This is a genomic window from Microbacterium sp., assembly GCF_003248605.1.
Lineage (GTDB): Bacteria > Actinomycetota > Actinomycetes > Actinomycetales > Microbacteriaceae > Microbacterium.
The window spans coordinates 1-7,138 of record NZ_QFPF01000123.1; the positions used below are offsets into that span (position 1 = coordinate 1).

The 7,138-nt window shown below is 71.1% G+C and carries 7 protein-coding genes and 1 tRNA gene; all 8 read left to right on the forward strand.

Translation table 11 applies throughout. The features are described from left to right. On the forward strand, window positions 1-725 hold a 725-nt coding region (locus tag DI573_RS13070; RefSeq protein WP_292815083.1), incomplete at its 5' end, for a branched-chain amino acid aminotransferase. A gap of 21 nt (window positions 726-746) precedes the next feature. After that, window positions 747-1,511, forward strand: coding sequence for a fumarylacetoacetate hydrolase family protein (locus tag DI573_RS13075; protein WP_292815087.1), 765 nt, complete (start codon window positions 747-749; stop codon window positions 1,509-1,511). A 22-nt stretch (window positions 1,512-1,533) separates the two neighbouring features. Continuing rightward, window positions 1,534-2,784, forward strand: a complete 1,251-nt coding sequence (locus tag DI573_RS13080; protein WP_292815090.1) for an MFS transporter — start codon at window positions 1,534-1,536, stop codon at window positions 2,782-2,784. A 205-nt stretch (window positions 2,785-2,989) separates the two neighbouring features. Next, on the forward strand, window positions 2,990-4,501 hold the full coding sequence (gene gltX, locus DI573_RS13085) for a glutamate--tRNA ligase (protein ID WP_292815094.1): 1,512 nt from the start codon (window positions 2,990-2,992) through the stop codon (window positions 4,499-4,501). A gap of 78 nt (window positions 4,502-4,579) precedes the next feature. Next, a tRNA-Gln gene (locus DI573_RS13090) sits at window positions 4,580-4,651 on the forward strand. Between the two features lie 237 nt (window positions 4,652-4,888). Beyond that, window positions 4,889-5,674, forward strand: a complete 786-nt coding sequence (locus DI573_RS13095) for a DeoR/GlpR family DNA-binding transcription regulator (RefSeq protein WP_292815120.1) — start codon at window positions 4,889-4,891, stop codon at window positions 5,672-5,674. Continuing rightward, window positions 5,671-6,672: a 1-phosphofructokinase gene (locus DI573_RS13100; RefSeq protein WP_292815122.1), complete on the forward strand. Its 1,002-nt coding sequence runs from the start codon at window positions 5,671-5,673 to the stop codon at window positions 6,670-6,672. The genes DI573_RS13095 and DI573_RS13100 overlap by 4 nt, the downstream gene beginning before the upstream one ends. Beyond that, on the forward strand, window positions 6,665-7,138 hold a 474-nt coding region (locus DI573_RS13105; RefSeq protein WP_292815124.1), incomplete at its 3' end, for a fructose PTS transporter subunit IIA. The genes DI573_RS13100 and DI573_RS13105, both read left to right, overlap by 8 nt.

Genomic DNA, 7,138 nt, shown 5'->3' on the forward strand with positions numbered 1-7,138 from the left:
TCATCGAGTCGCTGCGCGCACTCATCGCGGTGGACGGCGACTGGGTGCCCTCGGGCTCCGACCAGAGCCTGTACCTCCGGCCGTTCATGTTCGCGAAAGAGGCGTTCCTCGGCGTACGTCCCGCGCACAAGGTCGCGTACTACGTCATCGCCTCGCCCGCCGGCGCCTACTTCAAGGGCGGCGTGCAGCCGGTGTCGATCTGGCTGAGCGAGGACTACGCCCGAGCCGGCAAGGGCGGCACGGGGGCGGCCAAGACCGGCGGCAACTACGCCGCTTCGCTGCTGCCGCAGTCCGAGGCCTACGAGAACGAGTGCGACCAGGTGGTGTTCCTCGACGCCGACGGCAATGTGGAGGAGCTCGGCGGCATGAACGTCGTCTTCGTCTACAAGGACGGCACTCTGGTGACCCCCGAGTCGCCGTCGATCCTCGAGGGGATCACGCGCGATTCGATCCTGCAGCTCGCCCGCGACCGCGGGCACAGGGTCGAGGGGCGCGCGGTGTCGCTCGGCGAGTGGCGCGAGGGAGTCGCCTCGGGCGACATCGTCGAGGTGTTCGCCTGCGGTACGGCCGCCGTGGTCACCCCGATCGGTCTGCTCAAGGGCAAGGACTTCTTCGACGAGCAGCCCACGGGCGACCTCGCCCTGTCGTTGCGCGAAGAGCTCACGGACATCCAGTACGGGCGCCGTGAGGACACCCACAACTGGCTGCTGCGCCTCGACGCCTGACCGGCGCCGTAGGGTGAACGGGTGAAGATCGCACGGTTCAGCCACCACGACAGCATCCGATTCGGCATCGTCGACGACACCGACCTCGTCGTCCTTTCGGGCGACCCGCTGTTCGCGGGGCTCGAGACGACCGGCGAACGTGTTCCGCTGTCTCAGGCGGCGCTGCTGGCGCCCGTGATCCCGCGCTCCAAGATCATGTGCGTCGGGCGCAACTACCACGACCATGCGGCCGAGTTCGGCAACGAGGCGCCGGCCGAGCCGCTGCTGTTCCTCAAGCCCAACACCGCGGTGATCGGGCCCGGCGACGCGATCGTGCGCCCGTCGCAGTCGCAGCGCACGGACTTCGAGGGGGAGCTCGCGGTCGTCATCGGCAGGGTCGGCAAGAACGTGCCCGTCGAGCGCGCGCTCGATCACGTCTTCGGCTACACGATCGCCAACGACGTCACGGCCCGCGACCTGCAGCGCAGCGACGGTCAGTGGGCGCGCGCCAAGGGCTTCGACACCTTCTGCCCGCTGGGCCCCGCCATCGAGACCGAGTTCGACCTCGACGGTGCGCGGCTCACCTCGCGTCTGAACGGAACGATCACGCAGGACGCGCCCCTCACGGACATGGTCCACTCGGTCGCCGACATCATCGCCTACGCCTCGGCGGCGTTCACGCTGCTGCCGGGTGACGTGATCCTCACCGGCACCCCGGCCGGCGTCGGCCCGTTCGAGGCCGGCGACCAGATCGAGATCGAGATCACAGGCCTCGGCACCCTGCGCAACTCGGTGCGGAACGCCTGATGCGCCCCGTCGGCGTCGCGCGATGACGATCGCCGCGGGCGCGCCCGCCGACATCGCGCGCATCCAGCGCCGCACGGTGCTCGTGCTCTCCGCCGGGCAGGTGCTGGGCGGACTGGCCGCGGGCACGACGATCTCGCTGGGAGCGCTCCTGGCCGCCGCAGTCTCGGGGGACGACGCGCTCTCGGGCCTTGCGACCGCCGCTCTCACGCTGGGATCCGCGGCCGTTGCCGTACCCCTCGCGGCGCTCGCGCGCCGCCGGGGCAGGCGCATCTCGCTCACCACCGGCATGCTGATGGCCCTCGCGGGCGTGTTCGTCGTGATCGGCGGGGCGGCGACGTCCCTGTTCCCGGTGCTCTTGCTGGGCTTCCTGCTGGTCGGATCCGGCACCGCGGTCAATCTGCAGTCCCGGTTCGCCGCCGCCGACCTCGCCACCGACCGCACCCGAGGCCGCGACCTCTCGCTCGTGGTCTGGGCGACGACGATCGGTGCGGTGCTCGGGCCCAACCTCGTGGGGCCCGGCGAGGCGATCGGGCGGGCTCTGGGCATGCCGACGCTCACCGGCCCCTACGTCTTCACGATCGTCGCCCAGGTCGCGGCGGTCGCGCTGTACCTCGGGATGCTGCGCCCCGATCCTCTGGTGCTCGCCGACCGCCTCGGGCGCGAGGCGCGGGGCGGGGGAGCGGCCCCCATCGCGCACGATGATCGCCCCCGCGTCGCGCTGTTCGCCATCATCGCGATCGCGGCGAGCCACGGCGTCATGGTGGCCGTCATGGCGATGACGCCCGTGCACCTGCAGCATCACGGCGCCTCGCTGACCGTGATCGGGCTGACGATCAGCCTGCACATCGCGGGCATGTATGCGCTCAGCCCGGTGTTCGGCATCCTCGCGGACAAGCTCGGCCGTGTGCGGGTGATCCTGCTCGGCCAGGCGATTCTGCTCGCCTCCCTCCTCGTGGCCTGGCTCGGCGCCGACGCGCCGTTCGCGGTCGGGATCGCCCTCGTGCTGCTGGGGCTCGGCTGGAGCGCCGCGACGGTCGCGGGGTCCGCGTTGCTGACCGAGGCATCCGCCGAGCGCCTGCGCACACGTCGTCAGGGCCGCAGCGACCTCATCATGAACCTCGTCGGCGGCGTCGGGGCGATCGGCGCGGGCTTCGTCCTCGGAGCGATCGGGTACGGCGGGCTGGCGGTGGTGGCGATGGCCGCCGTGCTTGTCGTCGTGGCCCTGCTGCCTCTGACGCGCCCGACCGCCCGGCCCCCGGCATCCACCCCCTGACCGCCTCTCACCCGGCCGCCCGGCCGGCCGTGCGACTCCGGGCGTGCACAACTGCGGACCGGGGGCGTGACACGCCGGTGAGTGCGGCCCACCTGCGGCGTGTCGAGCGATTCTGTCCGCAGATGTGTACGCGGCTGCCGCGCGCGAGGCGGCGGGGATGCCGCGACCGGGCGGAGCGGGGCGCCACAACTAGACTGAGCCCTGTATGTCTGAGACCTCGTATCCCACCACGACCGCGACCGGCGCCGATGTGCGCGTGCGGTTCTGCCCCTCGCCGACGGGTCTGCCCCACGTCGGCCTCGTGCGCACGGCGCTGTTCAACTGGGCGTACGCGCGCCACCACGGCGGCGCCATGGTGTTCCGCATCGAGGACACGGATGCTGCCCGCGACAGCGAAGAGAGCTACCGCCAGCTGCTGGACGCCCTGACCTGGCTCGAGATCGACTGGGACGAGGGTGTCGAGAAGGGCGGCCCGCACGAGCCGTACCGGCAGTCGCAGCGGCACGACATCTACGCCGGCGTGCTCGAGAAACTCATCGCGGCGGGCGCCGTGTACGAGAGCTACTCCACCGCCGCCGAGATCGATGCGCGCAACGAGGCCGCCGGCCGCGCCAAGCAGCTGGGATACGACAACCACGACCGTCACCTCACCGACGAGCAGAAGGCCGCGTTCCGCGCCGAGGGGCGGGAGCCGGCCTGGCGGCTGCGTGTGCCCGACGAGGACGTCACCTACACCGACCTGATCCGCGGCGAGGTCACCTTCCCCGCCGGGTCGTTTCCCGACTTCGTGATCGTGCGGGCCGGGGGAGTGCCGCTGTACACCTTCGTCAACCCCGTCGACGACGCGCTCATGGGTATCACGCATGTGCTGCGTGGCGAGGACCTCATGCCCTCGACGGCGCGTCAGCTGGCCCTCTACCGTGCCCTCATCGACGCCGGGGTGACGAGCTTCATCCCCCGGTTCGGGCACATGCCGCTCGTGCTCGGCGACGGCACGAAGAAGCTCTCCAAGCGCGACCCGCGCGCAGACCTCTTCCTGCAGCGGGAGAAGGGCTTCGTTCCCGAAGGGCTGCTGAACTACCTCGCGCTCCTCGGCTGGTCGATCGCTCCCGATCGCGACGTCTTCTCGCTCCAGGAGTTCATCGCCGCGTTCGACATCGTCGACGTCAACCCGAACCCCGCCCGCTTCGACCAGAAGAAGGCGGAGTCGATCAACGGCGATCACATCCGGATGCTGCAGCCCGCCGATTTCGCGGCGCGTATCGTGCCCTACCTGGCCGAGGCCGGGTTCATCGCCCAGCCCCCGACCGAGGCTCAGCTCGCGACGATCGCCGCCTCGGCTCCGCTCGTGCAGGAGCGCGTGCAGATGCTCGGCGAGGTTCCGGGCATGCTCGGCTTCCTCTTCGTGGACGACGTCGTCTACGACGAGGACGCGCTGCAGGGGCTTCCCGCGAACGCGGGTGAGGTGCTCGTCGCATCGGTCGGCGCGATCGAGGTCGTGCCCGATTCCGAGTTCACGGCCGCGGCGATCCAGGCCGCCCTCGCCTCCGCGCTCGTCGACGACCTCGGCCTCAAGCCGCGAATCGCCTATGGGCCGCCGCGTGTCGCGATCACGGGCCGCCGCGTGTCGCCGCCGCTCTTCGAGTCGATGGAGCTGCTCGGCAAGGCCGAGTCGGTGCGTCGGCTCGGGGCCCTGGTCGACCACCTCGCGGGCTGAGGCGGGCCGGGTCGGTTTGGCCGATGCCGTGAGCATCGTCTAGACTTGACCCTTGGTACGGCTTCGGTCGACACCCCATGGGGTATGGTGTAATTGGCAACACGGCGGTTTCTGGTTCCGTTGTTCTTGGTTCGAGTCCAGGTACCCCAGCAAGTAAGACCCTCGAGATCCGGGGGTCTTTTTTGTTGTCTCCTTTTCGGGTGTCGCCTCCTCCCGGCTGCGGCCGGATCCCGCGCGGTACGTCGGACGCCTTCGTTCCTGTCCGCCGACGCCGCGGGACTGGCGGTGATCGTCCGACTGATGCTCGGGCAGTCGGCCGCGCGGTCGAGTGTTGTTTTCTGTTGATCTCTGTTGTAACGTGTGGGCAATCCTTGAGGAAGAGGCCACATGTACGCAACGGAGCGCCAGGGCGCGATCGAGCGCCAGCTGACATCACGCGGCCGGGTCTCGGTCGTCGAGCTCGCCCGTGAGTTCGGCGTCACCACCGAGACGGTGCGCCGCGACCTCGACTCCCTCGAACGTTCCGGGGCATTGCGGCGCGTGCACGGCGGCGCCGTCGCGGCGGGTCGTGCCAGCACCGTCGAGACCGCCGTGGGAGAGCGCGACATGGTGCGCAGCACCGAGAAGCAGCGCATCGCCGCCCGCGCGCTCGAGGCCCTGCCGGACGGTTTCGAAGGATCCATCTACATCGACGCCGGCACCACGACCGCCGCCCTCGCCCGTGAGCTGGCCGCACACCTCGGCCAAGAGGGCGGGCGGGTCGAGGTGGTCACCCACTCGGTTCCGATCGCGTTCGAGCTCGGTGCGCGCGAGGACCTGCCCGTGACGATCGTCGGAGGACGCGTGCGGGGCCTCACCGCCGCCGCGGTCGGATCGAGCACCGTGCGGGCTATCGAGGGACTTCGTCCCGACATCGCCTTCCTCGGCACGAACGGATTCTCGGCGCAGTTCGGGCTGAGTACGCCCGACCCCGAAGAGGCGGCCGTCAAGCATGCGATCGTCTCGGCCGCCCGTCGGGTGATCGTCCTCGCCGATGCCACCAAGGCCGACGACGAGTACCTCGTCCAGTTCGCGCGCATCGCCGACGTCGACGTCGTCGTCACGGACGCCCCGCTGCCGCCGTCGCTCATCGAGGCGCTCGACGCCGCCGACGTGGAGGTCTGGACCGCATGATCGTCACCCTCACGGCCAACCCCTCCCTCGACCGCACGATCGCGCTCGAGGCGCCGCTCGCTCCGGGCGAGGTGCAGCAGGCGCTCTCGCTGCGAGAGGATGCCGGGGGCAAAGGAATCAACGTCTCGCGAGCGGTCGCGGCGGCCGGTGTCGCGACGACCGCCGTCCTGCCGCTCGCCGACGACGACCCGTACGTCGCGGCACTGCGGGCGGCGCGGATCCCGCACCTCGCGGTGCCGATCGCGGGACACAGCCGCGCGAACATCGCCATCACCGACCCCGCGGGAACCACCACGAAGCTCAATCTGCCGGGCGCGATGCTCTCGGCGACCGACACGACCGACATCATCGCGGCGGTCGTCGATTCCTGCGCAGGTGCCCACTGGCTCGTGCTCGCGGGGTCCCTGCCTCCCGGTCCCGGTGCCGACTTCTACGTCGACGTCATCCGCGCCGTGCGCGCGCGCTGGGGCGACCGATCGCCCCGCGTCGCGGTCGACACCTCCGGCGCGCCGCTGCGCGCCGTCGTCGAGCACGGCGCGCCCGACCTGATCAAGCCCAACGACGAGGAACTCGCCGAACTCGCCGGCGCGACCCTCGACGACGGCACGGACCTCCGCGCGCAGGTGCTGCGCATCGCCGGCGCGATCGTTCCCGCGAAGGTCGGCGCCGCCCTGGTGACCCTGGGCGCCGAGGGCGCGGTGCTCGCCACCTCCGACGGCGCGTGGGTCGGCATCCCGCCCCGCATCCGCGTCGCGAGCACCGTCGGGGCGGGCGACAGCTCGCTCGCGGGCTACCTGCTCGCCGATCTCGCGTCGGATGCGACACCCGAATCGCGTCTGCGATCGTCGATCCGCTACGGCGCGGCTGCGGCATCCCTGCCCGGCACCCAGATCCCCACACCCGACGACCTGCCCGCGGGCACCGTCGCCGTCACCCCGCTCGCCGACGCCGGCGTGCGGGCCGGAACACCACGACCAGAGGAGGTCGACCGTGTCTAACACCATCACCCCGCAGCTCGTCAGTCTGGACGAGCCGCTCGGCACCGACAAGCAGGCGGTCATCCGTGCGCTCGCCGAGCGGGTGGTCGCGCAGGGCCGCGCGACCGATGCCGCCCAGCTCTACGCCGATGCGTGGGCGCGGGAGGAGAAGGATGAGACCGGGCTGCCCGGCGGCATCGCGATCCCGCACGCCAAGAGCGCGTCCGTGACCGAGCCTTCGCTCGCGTTCGCACGGCTCTCGCCCGGTGTCGCGTTCGGCGCCGACGACGGCCCGGCCGACCTCGTGTTCCTGATCGCGGCTCCGGATACGGCCGCCGAGGCGCACCTTGCCGTCCTGTCCAAGCTCGCCCGCAGCCTGATGGACGACGATTTCACCGCCGCCCTACGCGCCGCGACCACGACCGACGAGGCGGTCGCCGTGGTGCGCGGGGCGATCGGCGAAGGGGATGCTGTGCCGACAGCATCC